We start from the raw sequence: 19,797 nt of genomic DNA, 5'->3' as shown, positions 1-19,797 counted from the left end.
TGGTTCTTGCCGCCTTTGGGTTTTTTGCGGGGGTTCGCCGGCGGACCCGGTGCCGGCGCGGGGACACTGCTGGTCTGCGCCGCCGATGTGGGCGGCGTCGTCGGCGTGGTGCTCGGCGGTGGCGGCGCGGGCGTGGTGGTGGTGACCGGCGATGACGGTGGTGCCGAGGACGGCTTGCCGACCGCAATCAGGATCGCTGCCAGCAGCAAGGTCGCGACGAGCGCCACCGCCCACCACCTGCGTCTGCCGAGGCTCGGTTGAGGCGGCGGACCCACATAGGAGTAGGTGCCGGAACTCGGAAGTGGTGCCGTCATCGCTCTCGTAGGCGGGGGAGACGTCCGCGGAGGAAGCGATACGAACGCCGGACCGGTACCGGTCAGCGCGGCACGCATCGCTGCGGCTTCTTCGAACCTCTCGGCGGGATCACGCGCCATCGACCGCTCGATCACGGCCGCAAGGCGGTGGGGAGCATCGGGTCGCAGCGACGACAGTGGCGCCGGCGAATCGTGCAGGATCGCCCGAGCCAGGGCACCGAGATTCGTCTGCGGGAACGGTCGGCGTCCGGTCAGGGCCTCGTAGCCAACCACGCCGACGGCATACAAGTCGTCTGCGGGTGTGGCCGGTTTGCCGGTCAACCGGTCTGGGCTCAGGTAAGCCATGCTGCCCAGGATCTCGCCAGTCATCGTGTGGGCCCCGCCGTTGGTCTTGGCGATTCCGAAGTCCCCCAGCTTCGCCTCCCCGGTGGCGGTGAACAACACGTTGCCCGGCTTGACGTCGCGGTGCAGCACCCCGGCGTCATGAGCGACGATCAACGCGGCGAGGATGCTGTCGAGAACGGACCGTACGAAGGCCGGCTCCAGTGGGCCTCGCGCGATGTGGTCGGCAAGCGACACGCCCGGCAGCCGCTCCATCACGATGAAGGGCAACCCCTCATGCTCGCCGACATCATGGACGACCACGATGTGCGGGCTGGTCTGTGCCGCGGCGACGCGCGCCTCAGTCTCGAACCGCACCCGATCTTGGGCCCGACCGCCTTCGGAGTGCAACAGTTTGATCGCCACCGGCCGGCCGAGCTTCAGATCGCGACCTTCGCGAACCTCCGCCATGCCACCACGACCCAGGACCGGCCCGAGTTGATAGCGACCGCACAGCGTAGCCCTCGGTTCCAATGCTGTTGAGGCACTGCCAGTTTGAAGGGGGGCGGAGCTCGGAGGATGCGTTCTCATTCTGGTCGGTGCCCCTCGTGCCGCTATCGACGGACGCATACTTGGTCCCGCGCAATTTCGCACACGTGGATTAGCCGGAATCGGAGAAATTGAAACCTGGGCGCGGGTGCATACTGTTCGAGTCGCAAGCTGACTGGAAAAGGAACACCAAAATGACACGGACAGCAGGCGGCCCGGTGGTGTCCAAGGTGCTCGCCCAAGCTCGGGGGATGCGCAACCTGGTGCAGGCCGAGGCCGCGGCATCCGAGCAGCTGCGCACCATGACCGACGCCATCGTCGACGAGATGTGGGACAGCGGGCTGATGACGTCGCTGAGTCCCCCCGAGGCCGGCGGGATCGAGCCCTCGCTGGCCGAGATGATCGAGACGTGGATCGAAATGGCTTGGCAGGACGGCTCTTTCGGTTGGATCGGAATCGCCAACCTGCCGTCCAGGTTCGCCGCCGCCACCTATCTGCCCGACGACGGGTTCGCCGAAGTGTTCACCGCCCACGACAACCACGTCACGATGGGCGGACAGTTCTTTCCCAACGGGCAGGGTGCCGTCGTCGACGGCGGCTACCGACTCACCGGGTCGTGGAGCTTCGGCTCCGGCACCGGCCACTCGCAGTACGTCGCAGCGGGCTTCTTCCCGATGGACAACGGCGAGATGCGCTGGATCAGCGAAGGCGTTCCCGACATGCAGGTGGCCGTCATCCCGCGCGAGGAGATCCAGTTCAACGACGGCTGGCATGTGCAGGGCCTCAAGGGAACCGGGTCCTACGACTACAGCGCGCAGGACGTGTTCGTGCCGGCCCGGCGCACATTCGGGCTGTTCGACCGCCAGCCGCGGCGCGGAACCTCGCCGGCAGCGCGGATGGGTCTGATGCCGGTGACTGCCGCCGGGCACGCGTCCTGGGCGCTCGGAGTCGCCAAGAGCATGCTCGACGACGTCGCCGAACTGGCCGCGACGAAGTTCCGGATGAGCGACATGGCGTCGCTGGCCAGCCGTCCGACGTTCCAGAAAGGGTTGGCACACCACGTTTCGGCGTGGCGTGCGGCCCGGCTGTTGGTTCTCGACGCGTTCGGTGCCGCCGAATCCGCCGTCGCCGCCGGTGCCGATCTGAGCCCGACCCTGCGTGCGGACATGCGCGCCGCCGCCGTCTACGCCACCGACACCGCCCGCGAGTGTGCCGAGTGGTCGCACCTGGTGGCCGGCACCAGCTCGATCCGCGAAGGGAGCCGTCTCGAACGCGCGTTCCGCGACATCTACACCGGCACCCAGCACGCGTTCATCAGCGAGAAGGTGGCCATCGACTCGGCACAGATCTGGCTGGGTGTCATCGAGGACCAGTTCGGGCTTTGAGTAGGTGGGTAAGTCGGTTAATATAGCCAACATTTCCCCCATCCCGCTGAGGTAGCCGCTTGCATGAATGACCATGACCTGGCCGCGCAACTGGCCACCCAGGCGGGCACGTTACTGCTCACCGTCCGCGAGGAGTTCGCCAGCGCCGACGCGAAGGAGCGAAAAGCCGCTGGGGACAAGCGCTCTCACGCTTTCCTGATGGACGCACTGAGCAACGAGCGCCCGGGGGACGCGGTGCTTTCGGAGGAAGGCGCCGACGACCCGGTCCGGTTGCGTTCGGAGCGGGTCTGGATCGTCGACCCGCTGGACGGCACCCGCGAATTCTCCGAGCTCGAGCGTGCCGACTGGGCGGTGCACGTCGCGCTGTGGCAGGCCGGCGAGCTGGTGGCCGGCGCCGTGGCGCTGCCGGCGCAGGGGATCACCCTGGCGACACCGAATGTCGTGTCCCCGCCGGCCGGGGCCGGGAAGCCCCGCATCGTGGTGTCGCGCACCCGCCCACCCGCGATCGCGCTGGCGGTGCGCGATGCGCTGGACGGCACGTTGGTCGAAATGGGTTCTGCCGGAGCCAAAGTGGCCTCGATCGTGCAGGGCGTGTCCGATGTCTACGTCCATGCCGGGGGACAGTTCGAATGGGACTCGGCCGCGCCGGTAGCCGTCGCCCGGGCCGCCGGCCTGCATACCTCACGCATCGACGGGTCGGCGTTGGCTTACAACCAGCCCGATCCCAAACTGCCGGACCTGGTGGTGTGCCGGCCCGAGTTGGCCGAGGCGGTACTCGCCGTCACCCGCGGCTCGTGACGCTCGTCCTGTCGACGAACCGTTCGACATACGGCGCGAACCGTCGTCTCAGCTCGTTCCTGTCCAGGCCGAGGTCCTCGGGGTGGTACTCGACCCGGCCCAGCCGGCCGCGGCGGTGCCCGGCCAGATAGTCGGCGACCGCGGTGCGTGACTCGGGGGAGGGCGCGTAGCGCGCGACGTCCCAAACGCGTTGCACCATGGCCAGATCGTCGGCCATGAACTCGTCGAAGCGGACGTCGATGGTGCGCTCGGCCGGCAACTTGTCGTGGTCGCGAAGGCATGCGCTGAGCAACTCGTCGATGCGGGTGATCCAGTAGTCGGCGACGGTGTGCACGTCGACCTGATCCACCGACATGCGCATGGTGTAGGTCATCATCGTGGCCATCGAGATCGAGACGTCGACCGGGTCGCGGTGGGTGATGACGAACGTCGCGTCGGGAAAGACGTTCAGGATCGGGACGAACTGCTCGAGATGCTGCGGCGACTTGAGCACCCAGCGCCGGTCGTAGCCGTCCTGGTGCTGCAGCACCTGCAACATCATCCGCAGAAATTGGTAGCCCGGCGTCTGATCGTTGTCGCGCAGATAATCCGACCATCTCGGCAGATGAGTGAGCGTGGTGAAGAACCCGCTGGAGAAGTCCTGAACCATCAGCCCGATGTCCTCGTGGATGTGGTCGATCGTCATCTCGTGCATCAACGTGAAATACGGCATCAACGTGTTCGAGATGTTCAGCGCGTCGCCGGTGCGCAGGCGGCGCGGCTCGATGGTGCCCTCCTCGCCCGGCGCGGGCAGCGGCTCCTGAGCCTCCCAGTACGGCAGCGACCGCAGCGCCGGATCGGCCGCGAGCAGGCTGTGCAGGTGCGTGGTACCGGTGCGTGGCAACCCCGCGATCACCAGCGGCGCCTCGATCTCGACGTCGAAGATCTCCGGGTGTCGCTTGAGGTGGTCGATGACGCGCAGCCGACCCTTGAGGAAGGTCAGCATCAATGAGAACGCGTAGGTGCGGCCGAACGCGGTGAAGTGGGGCAATTCGCCAAAGGCCTGCAGCAGCACCGCCATTCGTTCGCGGTAGTCCTGGTCGCCGAAGTCGGTCAGACCGCTCTGTGCGGACGCTTGTTCGTGCAGACCGTCCACGGTGAGTGGGCAGTACTCGGCCATGGCGGCCATGCCGTCGATGATCGCCTGCGCTTCGGGCGTGAAAGTCGGTCTGGCGAGGTCGGTGATGTGCACGACGTCGGTCACCGTCGGACCATACTCCCAGCGGTGCAGATTTTACAACATCGGCGCTGGTGTAACTTGATCGGATGGTTGCACCCGAAAGTTCGGCGGCGTGGCGCGAACTTCTCAGCGCCTTCGCTGATTTCGACAAACTCTTCCTCGAGGGCGCCAAGGCGGTACGCGGCGAGGCCGCCGTCGCCGAGGGATATCGATTTCTGGCCACCATGCTCGGGATGGCCTTCGACGTGAACGTCTTCGGGGACCCGGTGGCACCCCGTTTCGCCGATCTGTTGACGCCGTTTCGCCACGACCGTCGCTGGGGCGGTGACAACACCGACGCTTACTACAGCTATGCCGTCGTCGACCCGCGCCGCACCTACCGCGTCAGTGGCGCGCCGAACGGCAGCGCGATGTATTCGATCGCCGTCTACAACGAACCCGAGCCCGGTGCCTGGCCCAATCGCACGGTCGGCGTGCTGTGCGACCAGGACATGCCCCTGGACGCCGAAGGACGGTTCGCCTGTGTGTTGGGCCCGGCGCGGCCGCCGGGTTACGACGGGCCGTTCATCGAGCTGGGCGGCGACGCACGCGGCGTGTTGACCCGGGATTACCACCTGGATCCCGCGCGTACCCGTCGGGTGGACTGGACGATCGATGTCGTCGACCATGGCGGACAACCCGCTGTCCCACTGAAAAGCGATGCGGCAGTGGCACAGTCGTTACGGGCGGCGTTGCGCTGCGCGCAGGACATGTTCGCCATCGTGCCGCTGGTATTCCCGGGACAGAGCGAGTTCAGCAACGCCTTTGCCCCGCCCTACCGTGCCGGCGCCGCCACGCACGGCTACTCGATGCAGAATGCGGTCTACTCGTTGGGCACCTATGCTCTGGAGCCCGACGAGGCACTGGTGATCACCTCGGTTCATCCGCCGTGCCGGTTCTGGAATCTGACGCTGTGGAATCAGTACATGGCCGCGCCGGATCTGGAATACGGCCGCGGTGGGATCAACTGCGGCTCCGCGGTACCCAACAGCGACGGCACCGTCACCATCGTGATCGCCCGGCGCCAACTCGAGCATCCCAACGCGATCTCGACCAAGGACCATCCGGAAGGGCTGCTGTCGTTCCGCTGGTTTCACGCCGACGAACTGCCGGCACAGCCCGTCACCGCCGTGATGCCGACCTCCCAAGCCCCACGGACGGTCACCTAACGTTGCGCGAGCAGACGCAAAAGCCCCTCAAACGGGACGTTTTCGGGGGCTTTTGCGTCTGCTCGGCAGGGAACGGGGCGGGGTCAGCACCACCGGGCCGATCCAGTGGCGCAGCACCTTACGCAACTGCGCCGCCGAGCGCGGTGGGTCCGGGGGCGCCAGCACCATGGACTGCACCAGCCGTAGCAGGTACTCGACCAGGTCGTCGAAGTCCTTTCCCCGGTATCCCAATGTGGCCCAATCGATTCCGGTATGTTCCAGCAGAAGTCGCGACCGCTTCAGTGCCGTTCCGACGACCATCTGCCGGCTGGTCAGCTTGGCCCGTTCGGCGTCCAGGAGCATCATCAGCAACGGTTCACCGGGTAGTTGCTCGACGAGATAGGCGACCGTTTCGACGAGCAGGTCGACGGGATCGCTGATACCGGAGGCGAGGTCGGCGATCCGCCCGGTCCATCCACCCAGGGCGACTTCGCCGGCCGCCGTGACCAGGTCGTCGATCGTCGGGAAATACCGGTAGACGGTAGGTCGGGTGACGCCCAGGTCGTCAGCGATGACCGAGATGCTCGTCTGTCGTGGGCCGCGCTGCTCCAGGCTGCGGATAGCCGCGTCGACAATGCGCTTGCGCGCCTCCTCGTCGTCCGCGGGCGGCGCTCCGCCCCAACCCTTTCGGCCCACGGTGAGTAATCATACGGTGAGGGTGCGGCTGTCAAATCCGGTCAGGCGGCAACTTCGCCAGGACGCCCGAGATCGCGCCGCCGACCACGATCAGCACGACGCCGACGACGGTGTCGATGGACGCGGTCGCCAGGCCGGCGATCCCGGTCACGATGATGAACGTAGGCAGCCAGTCCAGGATCTGCAGGATCGAGGGGACCTGCGCCGGCTCTCCGTTGTCGAGTGCGGACATGGCCGAGGCGTAGTCGGGGTAGAACTCGGTGAACGCGACCGCCAAGAAGATCGCGCCAAGCTGCAGGATCCAGCCGGTCCAGAAGTTGCCCGGGTCGCCCAGCACGTAGTCGCCGACGAAGCCGACGCCCGCCGCGAACGTGAACGCGCCGACCCACACCGCCGAGATCACCTTGTTGATCTGTTTGAACAACGGGCTACCCCAATGCTCTTGCGGTGTGGTGTCTTTGGCGTAGGCCATGGTGAAGGGCTTGCGGATGAGCACGGAGAACCAGGCGAACATCGCCAGTGAGATGTTGGTGATCTCGCCGGCCCACACTTCCAGAAAGCGGATCACGTCGTGCGTGGCGAACAAGCCGACGATTGCCATCGCACCGAAGAACGCCGCGCCGAACATCTCCAGCGAGTGAATCTTGATGTTGCGGACAAGACCAATCAGCATCACCAGGACCGAGAAACCCAGCGCCGCAACGACTGCGACCTCGAAGCGGCCGGGTTGGGACAGGACCGACAACAGCGCCCAGGGCGCGATGCCGCAAAAGGGCGACTTGAGGAATCCGTCGAGCATGCTGCCGGCACTGCGGCGCTCGGACCGCTGCCGGTCGCGGTTGGCGAAGAGGACTGTCTGGGTCATGAGCTGTTCTCCAAAACGTTTCTAAACTGACATGTCGATAATGACCTATCAGTAGTGACATGTCAATACCGGATGGTTAGGATGGGCGGGTGAGCCTACGACATGCCGCGCTCGGGTTGCTGTCCCAGGAACCCGGCAGTGGGTACGACCTGCTGAAACGGTTCAAAGAGTCGATGGACAACATGTGGCCGGCAACCCAGAGCCAGCTCTACGGCGAGCTCAACAAGCTCGCCGCCGAGAAGCTGATCGAGGTCTCCGACCGCGGCCCGCGGGGCCGCAAGGAGTACGCGATCACCGATGCCGGCCGGGCCGAACTGCATCGCTGGATGTTGGCGCCGCAGGAGGATCCACCGATCCGCAACGCCGCGATGCTGCGCGTCTTTCTGCTCGGGCAGCTGCCGCCCGAACGGGCGCGGGAATATCTGGAATCCCTGCAGACCGTGGCCAGGCAGGAACACGCCCACTATCGCAAGATCCTCGACTCCTACGACTGGTCGGAAGACCACGACGCGTTCTTCGCCCGCGCCGTGCTCGAGCAGGGATTGCGCTGGACGCAACACGAGATGGACTGGGCCGAGTGGGTCATCGAGCGGCTCGACAAGCGGGCGTGAGGTGCCCGCTAGCGTTCGCGCAACGCTCGTCCCATGCGCGAGACCGCCTCAGTCAGAATGGTTTTCGAGGTGGCAAAGTTGAGGCGGACGTGTCCGGCGCCTCCGGTGCCGAACACATGTCCCGAGCTGAGCGCGACGCGGGCGTGGTCGCGAAACCAGCGGGCCGGTCCGGACAGGTCGGAGACAACTTTGATGCCGTCGCCGGCCTGGTCGTCGATGCCGAGTTCGCGGCAGTCCAGCCAAGCCAGGTAGGTCCCTTCAGGGCGCAGCAGCCGCACGCCCGGAAGGTGTTCGGCAACCAGATCGCCTAGCAACGTACGGTTTTCGTCCAAGCCGGCCAGGAGTGCATCCAGCCAGGTGCCGGCGGCGGTGAATGCTGCCGTGTGCGCGATCAAGCCCAGATGGCTGGCCCCGTGGCCGACTTCCTCGGGCATCCGGCGGAGTTCGGGGGCCGACTCGGGGCCGGCCACGGCGATGGCCGCTTTGATACCCGCGAGGTTCCAGGCCTTGGAGGCCGATGTCAGCGCCAGGGCATTCTCGGCGCCGGGCACGCTGAGATACGGGGTGAACCGCGCCCCGGACAGGATCAGCGGCGCGTGAATTTCGTCGGAGACCACCCGAATATCGAAGCGGCGAGCCAGTTCGGCGACGGTGCGCAGTTCGTCGGCGGTGTGCACCGCTCCGGTCGGGTTGTGCGGATTGCACAGCAGGTAGGCAACTTTGCCGCCGGGGCCGGCCGAGCGGCGACCACGCGCGAACGCATCCTGCAACGCGTCCAGGTTGATTCGGCCGTCGGTACCCAACGGCGCCTCGACCACCACGCGCCCGTCGTGCGCGACGAAGGCGTAAAAGGGCGCGTAGACAGGTGAATTGACGATGACGGTGTCGCCGCGGTCGGTCACCAGCCGCAGCATTTCGACGATTCCCAGCATGACGTCGGGAACGACGCGGGTCCGGCCCACCGCCATGTCCCACTGCCAGCGCTGCGCGGCGAATTCGCCGACCGCCTTGGCGTAGTCCTTGCCGTGCGGGTATCCGGTGTCGCCGGAATCGACGGCCCGATGGATGGCTTCGGCCACTGCCGGCGCCAGGTTGACATCCATCTCGGCGACCCACAACGGCAGCACATCGGCTGCGTGCGCCCGCCATTTCATACTGCTGCGCCGGCGTAGCTGGTCGAGCGTCAACTCCTCGAGGGGGTTAGCCGTCACCCGAGGATTTTAGCCCGCGCCCGTTCTCCCGCGCCCGCGCCCGTTCTTCCGCACCCGCGCCCGTTCTCCCGCGAGCAGACGCAGAATCGCACTGAAATCGCTCGATTTGTGCGATTCTGCGTCTGCTCGCGGGGAGGGTCAGCGGCATGGTGGATTGAACAAACATTAGGTTAGGGTGCGAGAGTGTTCACCCTCCGGTTCGACATGCGCGCGCCCAGTTGGGCCGGGTCGGCCGCCGACCTCTACGGCGCGGCTGTCGACATGTGCGCCTGGGCGGAGACGCGCAGAGCGGTGCTGGTCATCTTGTCCGAGCACCATGGCGCCGACGACGGCCACCTGCCGGCGCCGCTGATGTTGGCCTCGGCCATCGCTTCGCGCACCAAGCACTTGGCGATTCTGGTTGCGGCGGTACCGATCCCGATGTGGGACCCGGTCCGACTGGCCGAGGAGATCGCCGTACTGGACCTGATCAGCCGGGGACGGGTGTCCTACGCGTTGGGTGTGGGGCATCGCGCCGAAGAGTACGAGCACTTCGGCATCGACATGACGACGCGCGGCCGGGTGGCCGACGAGATCGTCAGTGTGCTCGCTCCGTTGGTGCGCGGCGAGACCGTGCAATACCGCGCCCGTCAGGTCCGGGTCACCCCGCGGTGCGCCACCGCCGACGGCCCGCTGATGCTGATCGCCGGGGGCAGCAAGGCCGCGGCCCGGCGGGCGGGTCGCCACGGGCTCGGCTTCATCTCCCAGACCGACTCGCCGGGTCTGCGGGAGTATTACGAATCCCAGTGTCGCGCAAACGGATACGAGCCGGGACCCTACCAAGGCCCGGTGCCCGGCACGCCGACCACGGTGTTCGTCGCCGACGATGTCGACAAAGCCTGGCGGGAACTGGGTCCCCACCTTCTGCACGACGCGAAGATGGCGGCGTCCTACCGGCCGCACGACGACACGGTCGCCAGCATCACCCGCGCCGACACCGTGGCTGCGCTCCGGGAAGAGGGCGGCCCGTACCGCATCCTCACCGTGCAGCAAGCCGTCGAGTACGTCGGTAGCGGACGGCCGCTGCCGTTGCATCCGCTGTGCGGTGGCGTGTCGCCGGACGTGGCGTGGCCCTACCTGGAATTCGCCGCCGCAGCGGTTCAGACGTGAAGGAGACTGCGATGCGCGTTGTCGTGTGGGCGACCGGGGGAGTGGGGTCCATTGCTATCGACGCCATCCGGCGCCGGCCGGACCTGGAATTGGTTGGCGTGTGGGTACATTCGCCGGACAAAGTCGGCAGGGACGCGGGTGAGCTGGGCGGCGGGGCGCCGCTGGGATTGGCGGCGACCGACGACGCCGACGCGCTGCTGGCCTTGCGGCCCGACTGCGTGGTCTATGCCGCCAGCGGTCCCGAGCGCGACGCCGGCGCGGTGCCCGACTACCTGCGGTTGCTGTCGGCGGGCATCAACGTGGTGTCGACGTCGTCGACCAGTCTGGTCCATCCGCCGTCCTACTTCGCGCCGGACTGGCGCGGCCAACTCGAGGCGGCCGCCCGCGCCGGCGGGGCTTCGTTCTACGTGTCTGGGATCTTTCCCGGTTTCGCCTCCGACGAGTTGGCCCTGCTGATGACCACCCAATCCAAGAGCATCCGCCGCATCACTGTCAGCGAGGTGGCGCTCAATGATCACTATCCGGTGGCCGACGTGATGATGGACGGCATGGGATTCGGCCGTCCGCTGGATTTCGAGCCGATGCTCAAGACGCCTGGTTTCATCGAAATGGCATGGAAGGCACCGCTTTACCTGATTGCCGACGGGCTGGGCGTGCAAATCGAGGAAGTGCGCGGCACGCTGGACCGCGAGCTGACCGATCGCGACATCCAGGTGGCGTTCGGCACCATCCCCGCGGGCACGTGTGGTGCGGTGCGCACCCGGGCCGCGGCGGTGGTCAACGGCCGCGAGGCCATCGTGATCGAACACGTGATCCGGATGGCGCGCGACGTCGCACCCGACTGGCCGGCTTCGGAGTTCGACGCGACCTACCGGGTCGACATCGACGGGGATCCCGACATCCACTGTGTGCTGACGCTCGGCGCGGCCGAGGGGCACGGCGCCGGACGGGCGGCGATGGCCGCCACGGCGATGCGCGTCGTCAACGCGATCCCCTATGTGGTGGCCGCGCCGCCGGGACTGCTCAGCTCGTTGGACCTACCGACGACGTTGCCGCGGCACGCTTTTGAATAGCGCGAGCAGACGCAAAAGCACCTCATTTCGGCACGAAATGAGGTGCTTTTGCGTCTGCTCGCGCAGACTCAGGCAGGGCTCAGGCCAGCTGGACCCGGCCGGTGATCAGGTCCATGATCGCCTTGCCCGGCGCATATGAACCGGTGATCGATGACATGGCGTGGCCCTGGTCGACGTTGAGCGTGATGCCGTTGATGGAGCCCGAGGCGTCGCTGTTGAGCATGATCATCGCCTTGCCGATGTCCTCGGGGGTCAGCGTCGCGGTGCCGGTGTCGTCGCGGTAGTCCTGGGCGAAGGTCAGCCACAGGTCGGCGTTCGCGCGGGCCAGCGGAGTGTCGGTGGGGCCCGGGCAGACGGCGTTGATCCGGATGCCCTTCTTCTGGAAGTGGTAGCCCTGCCAGGCGACGTAGCCGTTGATCGCCTTCTTGCTGAAGCCGTAGTGGATGATTCCCTTCGGCTCGCGCTCCTGGCACCAGTCGTGCGCCGACTTGTAGTCGGGCGTGGCCAGGAAGTCCTGCACCAGTTCCAGGTCGTTCTCCCACCCCATGCCTGCCACCGACGAGATGAAGCAGATGGCCGCGCCGCGCTGGAGCAGGTCCTTGTCGAGCAACCGTTCGATCAGGTGGCGGTGCCCGATGAAGTTCACCTGCATCAGCTTCGGGCCGTCGGCGACACCGGCGGCGGAGAACAGCGAGTGGACGGGTCCGTCAAGCTCGTCGACCGCACGGTCGATCGAGTCCTGGTCGCTGAGGTCGAGCGAGATCACCTTGTCGGTGTCGAAGTCGACGGGCGCGAAGTCCATCACCGTGACGTGTGCGCCGAGATCCTTGGCGATCTGCGCCGCGGCTGCGCCCATGCCGGTCGCACCACCGACCACCAGAACGCGCTTTCCTTCATAACCCAGTAAGTCTGACGCCGTCGTCATCTTTCCTCTTTTCGCTGGTGGTTAATGCACCGACGTTACAATATCCGGACCAGCTGTAAGTTACAAACCTGTCCCGGTTTCAGCGGTTGACCTCGATCGCGGGTCCCACGTAGCGTACGTGAGACAAATATTAGGTCGGCTAGGAGTAGCTGTGTTCACCCTGCGCTTCGACATGCGGGCTCCGGCGTTCGGAGCCGACCCGACGGCGCTGTATGCCGCCGCGCCGCAGATGTGCGCGTGGGCGGAGGGGCACGGGTGCCTGGCAGCCGTCGTGTGTGAGCACCATGGTTCCCCGGACGGTTATCTGCCGTCACCGATGCTGCTGGGTTCGGCGGTGGCGGCGTGCACCGAGCGCCTGGCGCTCAGCTTGATCCTGATCCTGCCGTTCTACGACCCGGTCCGGCTCGCTGAGGACATCGCCGTGCTCGACATTCTCAGCGCCGGCCGGGCGTCCTACATCATGGCGCTGGGATACCGCCCCGAGGAGTACGACATCTTCGGGCTGGAACTGGGTGATCGGGGTCGGCTGGCCGACGAGAAGCTGGGTCTGCTGCGCCGACTGCTGGCCGGTGAGACGGTCGTCGAAGATGGCCGGCGGATCTTCGTGACGCCTCAGCCGCTCACCAAGGGCGGTCCGGCGATGATGTGGGGCGGCGGCAGCCTGGCCGCGGCGCGCCGCGCCGGTCGCTACGGACTCGGGATGCTGGCCAACGGTAACGTCCCGGGAATGCGTGCGGCATACGAGGATTCGTGCCGCAAGCACGGACACGAGGTCGGGCCGGCCTTCTTCCCCGACCGCAACACGCCCTCGGTCACTTTCGTCGCCGACGACGTCGAGCAGGCCTGGTCGGAGCTCGGTGAGCACCTGTTGCATGACGCGCGCACTTATGCCGAATGGAATCCCGGCAACCAGACGTCCGCGGGTTTCTCGCACGTCACGACCGTGGACGAGCTGCGGGAGACGGGCACGTCGCACGTGATCATCACCGTGGACGAAGCCGTCTCGCGGGTGCGGGCCGGAAAGATGCTGACGTTGTCACCGCTGTGCGGCGGGCTCCCGCCCGAGGTGGCGTGGCCGTATCTCAAGCGCGTCGGCGAGGTCGTGCTACCGGAGGCGTCCGGGGCGCCGCCCGGCGACGGCGAGTTGCTCTCCAACAAGAACGGGTGACCCATGACCGGGGCGAGCGCCACTGAGATCTATTATGACCCTTTCGATTTCGACATCGACGACGACCCGTACCCGGTCTGGAAGCGGATGCGGGACGAGGCTCCGCTGTATCACAACGAAAAGTACGACTTCTACGCGTTGAGCCGGTACGAGGATGTCGCGCCTGAGCTGACGAACTGGGAGACCTACCGGTCGGGCCGCGGCACCACCATGGACATCATCATGAGCGGTGTCCAGGTGCCGCCGGGGGTGATCCTGTTCGAGGATCCGCCCCTGCACGACCTGCATCGCCGTTTGCTGTCAAGGGTTTTCACGCCGCGGCGGATGGAAGCGATCGAACCGCTGACCCGGGACTTCTGCGTGCGGGCGCTCGACCCGCTAATCGGGTCGGGCCGGTTCGACTTCATCGAAGACCTCGGCGCGATGGTACCGATGCGCACCATCGGCTATCTGCTGGGGATTCCCGAAGAGAATCAGGCGGCGATCCGCGACCGCGGCGGACGGGCAATCAACTTGCGCGAGGGCACCTTTCGTGCGGTCGACGCCGACCTGTTCGAGAAGAGCTACGAAGTGTTCTCCGACTACATCGACTGGCGGACCGAGCATCCGTCCGACGACCTGATGACGGCGCTGCTGAACGCCGAGATCGAAGAGAACGGTGTCACGCGACGGTTGGACCGCACCGAGGTGCTGATGTACACCAGCACGATCGCCGGCGCCGGCAACGAGACCACGACACGGCTGATCGGATTCCTGGGTCAGCTGCTCGCCGAACACCCCGAGCAGCGTCGCGAACTCGTGGCGGACCCGTCGCTGATCCCGATGGCGATCGAGGAGACCCTGCGCTACGAGGCTCCCTCACCGGTGCAGGCACGTTACGTCGCGCATGATGTCTCATGCCGCGGCACGCTGGTACCGGAAGGCTCGATCATGTTGCTGCTCAACGGGTCAGCCAATCGCGATGAGCGTAAGTTCGCCGACGGCGAGCGCTTCGACATCCACCGCGGCGCCAGCCACCTCAGCTTCGGGCACGGACTGCACTTCTGTCTTGGGTCGGCCCTGGCGCGCATGCAGGCGCGGGTGGTCTTGGAAGAGGTGATCAAACGCTGGCCGCAGTGGTCGGTGGACTACGACAACGCCGTCAAGGCGCACACCAGTAGCGTGCGCGGCTGGGCGAGCCTACCGGTTATCACCGCGTAGCTGTGTTCACCGGGGTTCTCTGTCACACGCGCCCCATCCGTCACCGCGTCGAGACAGTTGGCGCCATGCCCGCCTCAGCGCGACTTGCCCACCCATGCGCGACACCCTGTGCGCGTGACGCTTCTATGCCCTCGAAGTGGCCGCTGAATGTCATACCAATGTGTAACGGTAGCCTCATGACTCTCATCCTGAGCGGAATCGAACTGCGTTACGTACTTGCCTGGCAGCTACAGTTGCACGGGCAGGCGACTATCCCCGAGATGACGAAAGCATTGAGCCATCACGGCTTTGGCGTCACCGGCCGACCGTCGAAAGCCATCTCGGATGCTTTGCGTTGGGAAATTTCCCGAGGCCGAGTAAAGCGAATCGGTTGGGGCAAGTATGGTCCATCCGGCATTCCGCGCAGCACCCAGCACCGTATACATCAACGAGTGCTGGCGCTCCGCGGTGAGGCGGACGCGCGACGGATGCTTGAGGAGATTGGGTACACCGACCCACGCGATTCTTAGGCGGCGTGGGTCGCGGCAATGCTGGCGAATGTCGCGCTGGGGCGGGCAAGTCGCGCTGAGGTGGGCATCAGGCGAACTATCCGCGGATGTTGACCGATGTGGGGGGTGTGCTTCAGTGCCGGAACTGCTTCGAGCGGGAATGTCGCGCATGGGTGGGCAAGTCGCGCGGAGGTGGGCATACGGCCAACTGTGTTGGGACGGTGACTTATCTGGTGCATGTGACCCAACGGGCGGGCGATTGTTGACTCGGCACTCAGGTCTCTGCACGATGAACAACTGTTAGGTTTCAATCCTCAGGCTAGGAGAATGAGTGTCCTACGAAAGCACCGCGCAGCCAATCAAAATCGGCTACCTGATGGACTTTCTGCTACCCGAAGGCTTCCCGAAGACCTACTTCGAGGACTTGACCCAACCGTTCGATCTGGTGTTCAAACAAGCGGTCGAACAGGGGTTGATAGACCGGCCGATCGAGATCCTCTACCGCGAAGTGGAAGGCCTGCCGAAGGGTTCGGTCAAAGCGGTCATCGACGCCTACGGCGCGTTGTGCGACGAAGGTTGCCTGGCGATCTTCGGCCCCAGCATCGCCGACAACGCGATCCCGGCGCGGGAGGCGATCGAGGAACGTTTCAAGGTGCCCTGCATCAGTGTGACGGGATCCGATGTCGCACTTGGCGAATGGTTCTTCGCTTTTCCGATGGGCTCACACACCGACGAGCCGATCTTCTGGTCCGACCTGTTGACGAAGGCGGGCCACACCGAAGTCGGCGTACTGGTCGAGCAGTCGATAGTCGGGGAGACCTATCTGCGGAATCTTCGGGATGCGTGCAGGCGTAAGGGTATTCGGGTGGTGGCCGAAGCGTCGATAGCGCAGACGGCGCAGGACGTGACCGCCGCGGTGAACACCCTTCACGCAGCCAAGCCGCAGGCAATCGTGCACTGCGGCTTCGGGTTCGGCGTGGTCTTCGTCAATCCCGCACTCCAGGCCCTGGGCTGGGACCCGCCGCGCTACTGCGGCACCGCTTTCCAGAACGCCTGGCTCAATCCGATCATGTGGAACGCGTTCATGGGCTGGACAGGTGTGGACCAGTACGACGAGGGCAATACGGTCGGGCAGAAGTTCCTGGACGAATACCGCCAGGAGTACGGTCGCCGGCCGGAATGGTGCGTGCCGGTGGTCAACAGGGACATCGCATGCACCCTGCTGCGGGCACTCGCCGACGCACACCCGTTGAGTCCGCGCGGTGTCAAGGAGGCGCTGGAGCGGGTGAAGATGATGCCGGCGGCGTCCGGCGCACCCGGCACGCGGGTGTCGTTCGGCAACTGGACGCGTCGGGCGTGGATGGGTGCGGGTTACCTGGTGGCCCGTCGGCTCGATGCCGACGGCGTGAACTCCCACCTGATCGACCGCTTCGGGGAAGAGTAAGTCCCGCCTGCGCCTGACCGGATCAACGACGACACGTTTTGTCCGCCGTTCTCCGGGAACTCGCAGCAATCATGGACATCACCGTCACGTTCATCGGCAACGCCACCACGCTCATCCGTGCCGGCGACATCACCGTGCTCACCGATCCCAACTTTCTGCACAAGGGTCAGCACGCCTATCTCGGCTACGGCCTGGTATCCAAACGCCGCAAGGCACCCGCGCTGACGATCGACCAGCTCCCGTCCATCGACGTCGTGCTGCTGTCGCATCTGCACGGCGACCACTGGGACCGGGTGACGACGAAAGGGCTGGACCGTGAACTTCCGGTCCTGACCACCCCGGCGGCGGCGAACCGGTTGCACTCCAAAGGTTTCGAGCACGCCGCCGCATTGTCGACGTGGCAGGCGCACACGATGGTCAAGGGGGATGTCCAGCTCACCGTGACGGCGCTGCCGGGTCGTCACGCCCCGCTGTGGACGAAGCGCCTGCTCCCGCCGGTCATGGGCAGCATGCTCGAATTCGGAACAGTGGACAGCCCGACCAGGCGGCGTCTCTACATCTCCGGAGATACGCTGCTCATCGACGAACTCGGCGAGATCCCGGTCCGGTTCGACGCCATCGACGCGGGCATCCTCCACCTCGGCGGAACCCGCCTGCCCGCCGGCGCGCGATTGCCGTTCGGGTTGACCGTGACCATGGACGGGCAGCAAGGTAGCGGGCTCGTCGAACGGCTCGACCTGCCCAAGGTCATCCCGGTTCACTTCGACGACTACACGGTGTTCGCCTCACCGCTGTCCGACTTCAAGGCCGAGATGAAACGCCGCGGTCTCGACGACCGCATCCTGGAGATCGAACGCGGTCACTCGGTGTCGGTTTAGCTCGCCTGATCCACCAGCACCGCGCCCTCGGGCCGCTCGCCGAGGGTCTGCAGCTGCAGCGCGATGTCGGCGCCCTGCGCGGTCAGACGAATGATCTGCGCCAGTTCGGCGGGTGCGTCACATTGCAGGTAATGATCGGCCGTCGGGACCACCCAGTAGCGGCTCCGACCGGGCATCCCCCGCAGGTAGGTATGCCAGACATGGTTCGCGACCCGCAGCGGGGCGACAGTGTCGTGCAGGCCCCAGATCAGGGTCACGTTGACCGGCAACTGCGAAAGCGCTTCCAGCCAACGCTTCTCGTCGGCGGCCCGCTCGTGCAGGTACTGGATCGTGTCCGGCAGCACCCTAATCCCGTCGTTGTAGGCGAAACACTTTGTCAGCGCCGAGATCTCCGGATCGTCCGGCATCCGGCGCGGCATGAACGTGGTGACCCCGAGGCCGGCGGCCAACAGCTCCGGCGTCGTCTCGGCAGCAGCGGCACGACCCGACGCGGCGTCGAGGAGCGCGAGCTGAAAGGCGGTCAGATTGGACAGCGGGAGATAGATGTTGCCGTTGGTGATGATCAAATCGACAGGCAGCGCTGACTTCTCAGCGAGCAGGCCTAGCGCGATCATGCCGATGCTGCAGCCGCGGTCGTGGGTGATCATGCGGTAGTCGCTCAGTTTCCACACCTCGGTGATGGCATGCACGAGCAGTCGCGCGTCGTCGTAGAGCGAATAGACGTACGGCTCGGGTGGTTTGTCGGAGACGCCATAGCCCGGGAAATCCAGCGCGAAAATCTCGAATTCGCCGCCCAATTCCCGCGCCAGCGGAAAGTAGTCGATGCTCGACGTGGGAAAGCCGTGCACACAGACCAGCGCTGGTTTGCCCGGTGTACCGAATCGTCGCAGGAACACCGTGACCGGCTGCCGGTCGTTGGCGTCGGTGGTCGACCAGCTCAATTCGGTTCCGCCGGTGTGCCATTCCACGAAGATGTCCATCGTCGAGCCTCTCAGGTTTGCGGGAACGTCACGACGGCCAGCAGTAGCGGCAACTGGTTGCCCTTCAGTTGCGGGGTGGGCAGCATCTCCGGGCCGAGAAAGGAGCCGCTGAGGTAGTTGTCGGCATTGAACACCGCCGTCGTACTGACCTGGCCCTGGTAGCTGAAACCCTCGAGCGCGTAAGGCAATCCGTCGGCTTCGAGCAGAGACGGACCACTCATCAGCTGAAAGTGCAGATGCGGCGCATTCGAATTGCCGGTATTGCCCAGCTCGGCGATCTGCTGTCCCTTCTTGACCTTGTCGCCCGGTTTCACCAGCAGTGATCCCTGGATGAAATGGGCGTACATGGCATAGACCCCGTCGCCGATGTCCATGATGATGTGATTGCCGTCGATGTTCTCCACGGTGAGTTTCGCGGCCAACGCGGGATCGGATGACGGCAGGATGCCCGGCTTGTTGGCTTCGATGCTGTCCAGCGTCGACACCACGGTGCCGTCGGCGACCGCGTAAACCGGTGTCCCGTAGCTGATGTAGCTCTCATTCACCGTTCGGTCGCCCACGTAGAAATTGCCTTGGTCGTTCATCCGCATCCAGTCGATCGCGAAGCGCTGGCTGTTGTTGAGTTTCATGTTGACCGGCAGGATGGCGTCACGGTGCGCCCACCCCGGTTCGCAGCAGCCGTTGAAGGCGACCCAATTGTTGCCGCGCAAGGGCGAACCGATGATGCGCGGCGTCCCGGCCGAGATGTCGAACGGTGCGCCGAGGGTGTCGATGGGGCCGGATGTCTTGGCGGCGCTCGGATTACTCACGCCGGTGCCGTGCAGCCGCAGCATCACCGCTTTCGGGAAATCCGAGAGGTTGTCGAGCCGGAAGTCGACGAGCAACGACCGCGACGACTGCGGCGCGATGGTGAAGTCAGGTGCGGGCGCGGCGGGCACCAGGCGCAGCCGGTTGCAGTTGCCGTAGTTGCAGGCGGGATCGACCAGTTGATTTCCCGAATATGACGCCAACACCCTCTTGGGGTCCCGGCCGTCGACCACGTCCACCCCGGTCAGGGTGGCCGGCTCCGCCGTCGAGTTGGTGACCTGCATGTCGAACGCCAGGTGGTACTTGTCGTCGGTACCGGGAAACGCGAAGGTCGGCCGGCTGATCGGTGACACCGTCAACGGCGTGAAGGCATCCGGGACGGTGACGCCGGCCAGCGGGTCGCTGGTCGGGGGTGCGCCGCCGGCGGGCTGCTTGGGCGCCGATGCACAGCCGGCAAGCACGAAGGCGAACCCGATGGCTGCCAGCTTTACCCAGCAACGGTGCCGCTTCGCCATCTGGTGTTGCCTCC

Annotated in this window: 19 protein-coding genes; 11 read left to right on the top strand and 8 right to left on the bottom strand. The window is 65.7% G+C overall.

Going from position 1 to position 19,797, the window contains the following annotated elements; genetic code table 11:
* Positions 1-1,106: serine/threonine-protein kinase (locus AC5Y4D_RS24295; RefSeq protein ID WP_500038416.1), on the bottom strand; the 1,106-nt coding region annotated here is incomplete at its 3' end.
* 272 nt (positions 1,107-1,378) lie between these two features.
* Here AC5Y4D_RS24295 and AC5Y4D_RS24290 point away from each other — a divergent pair.
* Together AC5Y4D_RS24290 and AC5Y4D_RS24285 are read left to right on the top strand one after the other, a co-directional pair.
* Positions 1,379-2,569, top strand: a complete 1,191-nt coding sequence (locus AC5Y4D_RS24290; RefSeq protein ID WP_500038415.1) for an acyl-CoA dehydrogenase family protein — start codon at positions 1,379-1,381, stop codon at positions 2,567-2,569.
* Between the two features lie 63 nt (positions 2,570-2,632).
* A complete protein-coding gene (locus tag AC5Y4D_RS24285) occupies positions 2,633-3,367 on the top strand; it encodes a 3'(2'),5'-bisphosphate nucleotidase CysQ (RefSeq protein ID WP_500038414.1) in 735 nt (244 codons plus the stop codon).
* Here AC5Y4D_RS24285 and AC5Y4D_RS24280 read toward each other — a convergent pair.
* Entirely contained in the window at positions 3,351-4,610 is a 1,260-nt protein-coding gene (locus AC5Y4D_RS24280; RefSeq protein WP_500038413.1) for a sulfotransferase family protein, read from the bottom strand. The two genes, AC5Y4D_RS24285 and AC5Y4D_RS24280, sit on opposite strands and share 17 nt — an antisense overlap.
* Positions 4,611-4,672: 62 nt before the next feature.
* On the opposite strand from AC5Y4D_RS24280, the gene AC5Y4D_RS24275 reads away from it, so the two are divergent.
* The gene (locus tag AC5Y4D_RS24275) at positions 4,673-5,794 is read left to right on the top strand and encodes a DUF1214 domain-containing protein (protein ID WP_500038412.1); all 1,122 of its coding nucleotides are present in this window, start codon (positions 4,673-4,675) and stop codon (positions 5,792-5,794) included.
* Between the two features lie 27 nt (positions 5,795-5,821).
* Here AC5Y4D_RS24275 and AC5Y4D_RS24270 read toward each other — a convergent pair whose 3' ends face one another.
* Positions 5,822-6,469 (bottom strand): TetR/AcrR family transcriptional regulator, encoded by a 648-nt coding sequence (locus AC5Y4D_RS24270; protein ID WP_499990460.1) that lies wholly within the window; start codon positions 6,467-6,469, stop codon positions 5,822-5,824.
* Positions 6,470-6,500: 31 nt separating this feature from the next.
* The gene (locus AC5Y4D_RS24265) at positions 6,501-7,268 is read right to left on the bottom strand and encodes a DUF3159 domain-containing protein (protein ID WP_499990486.1); all 768 of its coding nucleotides are present in this window, start codon (positions 7,266-7,268) and stop codon (positions 6,501-6,503) included.
* A gap of 155 nt (positions 7,269-7,423) precedes the next feature.
* Here AC5Y4D_RS24265 and AC5Y4D_RS24260 point away from each other — a divergent pair, with 155 nt between their 5' ends.
* Positions 7,424-7,945, top strand: coding sequence for a PadR family transcriptional regulator (locus tag AC5Y4D_RS24260; protein ID WP_499990459.1), 522 nt, complete (start codon positions 7,424-7,426; stop codon positions 7,943-7,945).
* A gap of 8 nt (positions 7,946-7,953) precedes the next feature.
* On the opposite strand, the gene AC5Y4D_RS24255 is transcribed toward AC5Y4D_RS24260, so the two are convergent.
* A complete protein-coding gene (locus AC5Y4D_RS24255; protein WP_499990458.1) occupies positions 7,954-9,156 on the bottom strand; it encodes a MalY/PatB family protein in 1,203 nt (400 codons plus the stop codon).
* A gap of 183 nt (positions 9,157-9,339) precedes the next feature.
* Between AC5Y4D_RS24255 and AC5Y4D_RS24250 the strand changes: the two genes are divergently transcribed.
* A complete protein-coding gene (locus AC5Y4D_RS24250) occupies positions 9,340-10,305 on the top strand; it encodes an LLM class flavin-dependent oxidoreductase (RefSeq protein WP_499946056.1) in 966 nt (321 codons plus the stop codon).
* A gap of 11 nt (positions 10,306-10,316) precedes the next feature.
* Positions 10,317-11,378, top strand: a complete 1,062-nt coding sequence (locus AC5Y4D_RS24245) for an NAD(P)H-dependent amine dehydrogenase family protein (RefSeq protein WP_499990457.1) — start codon at positions 10,317-10,319, stop codon at positions 11,376-11,378.
* A 79-nt stretch (positions 11,379-11,457) separates the two neighbouring features.
* Here the strand turns inward: AC5Y4D_RS24245 and AC5Y4D_RS24240 are convergent, their stop codons facing one another.
* A complete protein-coding gene (locus tag AC5Y4D_RS24240; protein ID WP_499946058.1) occupies positions 11,458-12,303 on the bottom strand; it encodes an SDR family oxidoreductase in 846 nt (281 codons plus the stop codon).
* 151 nt (positions 12,304-12,454) lie between these two features.
* Here AC5Y4D_RS24240 and AC5Y4D_RS24235 point away from each other — a divergent pair, with 151 nt between their 5' ends.
* The 5 genes from AC5Y4D_RS24235 (at position 12,455) to AC5Y4D_RS24215 (ending at position 17,481) form a co-directional block, all read left to right on the top strand.
* Positions 12,455-13,471, top strand: a complete 1,017-nt coding sequence (locus AC5Y4D_RS24235; RefSeq protein WP_499990454.1) for an LLM class flavin-dependent oxidoreductase — start codon at positions 12,455-12,457, stop codon at positions 13,469-13,471.
* A 3-nt stretch (positions 13,472-13,474) separates the two neighbouring features.
* Positions 13,475-14,671, top strand: a complete 1,197-nt coding sequence (locus AC5Y4D_RS24230) for a cytochrome P450 (RefSeq protein WP_499990452.1) — start codon at positions 13,475-13,477, stop codon at positions 14,669-14,671.
* 158 nt (positions 14,672-14,829) lie between these two features.
* Positions 14,830-15,180 carry a hypothetical protein gene (locus tag AC5Y4D_RS24225; RefSeq protein ID WP_499946097.1) on the top strand — a complete coding sequence of 117 codons (351 nt, stop codon included), beginning with the start codon at positions 14,830-14,832 and terminating at the stop codon, positions 15,178-15,180.
* A 310-nt stretch (positions 15,181-15,490) separates the two neighbouring features.
* Positions 15,491-16,603 carry an ABC transporter substrate-binding protein gene (locus AC5Y4D_RS24220; protein ID WP_499990451.1) on the top strand — a complete coding sequence of 371 codons (1,113 nt, stop codon included), beginning with the start codon at positions 15,491-15,493 and terminating at the stop codon, positions 16,601-16,603.
* A 71-nt stretch (positions 16,604-16,674) separates the two neighbouring features.
* Entirely contained in the window at positions 16,675-17,481 is an 807-nt protein-coding gene (locus tag AC5Y4D_RS24215; RefSeq protein WP_499990450.1) for an MBL fold metallo-hydrolase, read from the top strand.
* Here AC5Y4D_RS24215 and AC5Y4D_RS24210 read toward each other — a convergent pair.
* On the bottom strand, positions 17,478-18,461 hold the full coding sequence (locus AC5Y4D_RS24210) for an alpha/beta fold hydrolase (RefSeq protein WP_499990448.1): 984 nt from the start codon (positions 18,459-18,461) through the stop codon (positions 17,478-17,480). The genes AC5Y4D_RS24215 and AC5Y4D_RS24210 overlap by 4 nt on opposite strands.
* Positions 18,462-18,472: 11 nt before the next feature.
* Positions 18,473-19,783, bottom strand: a complete 1,311-nt coding sequence (locus tag AC5Y4D_RS24205) for a M23 family metallopeptidase (RefSeq protein WP_500038411.1) — start codon at positions 19,781-19,783, stop codon at positions 18,473-18,475.
* Between the last annotated feature and the right edge of the window lie 14 nt (positions 19,784-19,797).

The sequence above is a fragment of the Mycobacterium sp. NGS67 genome (assembly GCF_059812185.1).
Note: the sequence above shows the minus strand (reverse complement) of the source record. Positions and strands in the feature narration are given on the sequence as shown.